The 792-nt window shown below is 72.5% G+C and carries 2 protein-coding genes; both read left to right on the forward strand.

The window, feature by feature from the left end:
• The coding region (locus FL311_RS44750) for a hypothetical protein (protein ID WP_194869651.1) at nucleotides 1-321 on the forward strand (321 nt) is incomplete at its 5' end.
• The coding region (locus FL311_RS43455) for a hypothetical protein (RefSeq protein ID WP_228557487.1) at nucleotides 318-792 on the forward strand (475 nt) is incomplete at its 3' end. The genes FL311_RS44750 and FL311_RS43455, both read left to right, overlap by 4 nt.

The following is a 792-nucleotide window of genomic DNA, read 5'->3' on the forward strand; positions in this document are numbered from 1 at the left end:
CGTGAGGACTACGTGGCGCGGATGGAGGCGGGGCAGGTGGTGGAGGTGGAGGGGCTGCCCTGGTCGCGGGCGCTGTGGCGCAGCGCGGAGGGCTATGAGCTGGCCTTGCCGGAGGCGCACGAGGCGCGGCCCTGGCGGGTGGTGCACCTGGATGGCAGGCCGGCGGAGCGGTTCCTCGCGCCGGGCCGGAGCGGCTCGGTGCGTGCGCCGAGGCCGTTCTTCTGGACCACCAGCAACCGGCTGCTGCCGGAGTTGGGGGAGCTGTACGCGGATGGTCTGGGTTTCATCGCAGGCGGGGCGCGCGCGGAGGTGCGGTCATGAGGGAGCTGGTGCAGCTGGACGTGAAGGGGCATCGGCTCTGGGGGACGTACCATCCGCCCGCTCCGGGGACGCGGCGCTCGGTGGGGGTGCTGTTCCTGAATCCGGGGCATGTGCCGCGCTCGGGGCATGGTGGGCTGTCGGTGCTCGCGGCGGACCGGCTCGCGTCGAAGGGGTTCGCGTGCTTCCGCGTGGACCTGCCAGGGTTGGGGGACTCGGCGGGGGAGTTGCCGGAGACGACGGCGGAGCTGTACCAGCACGTGTGTCAGGGCGGCTTCGTGGCGGTGGCGAGCGCGGTGCGAGAGGAATTGCAACGTCGGTTCGGCTTGCGCGGCCTGTTGATGGGGGGGCTGTGTGGCGCGGCGACGACGGCGCTCTACCTGGCGGACCAGGAGCCCGAGGGCGTGCCGGGGCTGTTCATGTTCGAGCCGGAGTTCTACCTGTCCGAGCAGGAGGCGAGCGCGGTGGGGGAGG

The sequence above is a fragment of the Myxococcus sp. AB025B genome (assembly GCF_006518215.1).
GTDB classification, from domain to species: Bacteria; Myxococcota; Myxococcia; order Myxococcales; family Myxococcaceae; genus Myxococcus; species Myxococcus fulvus.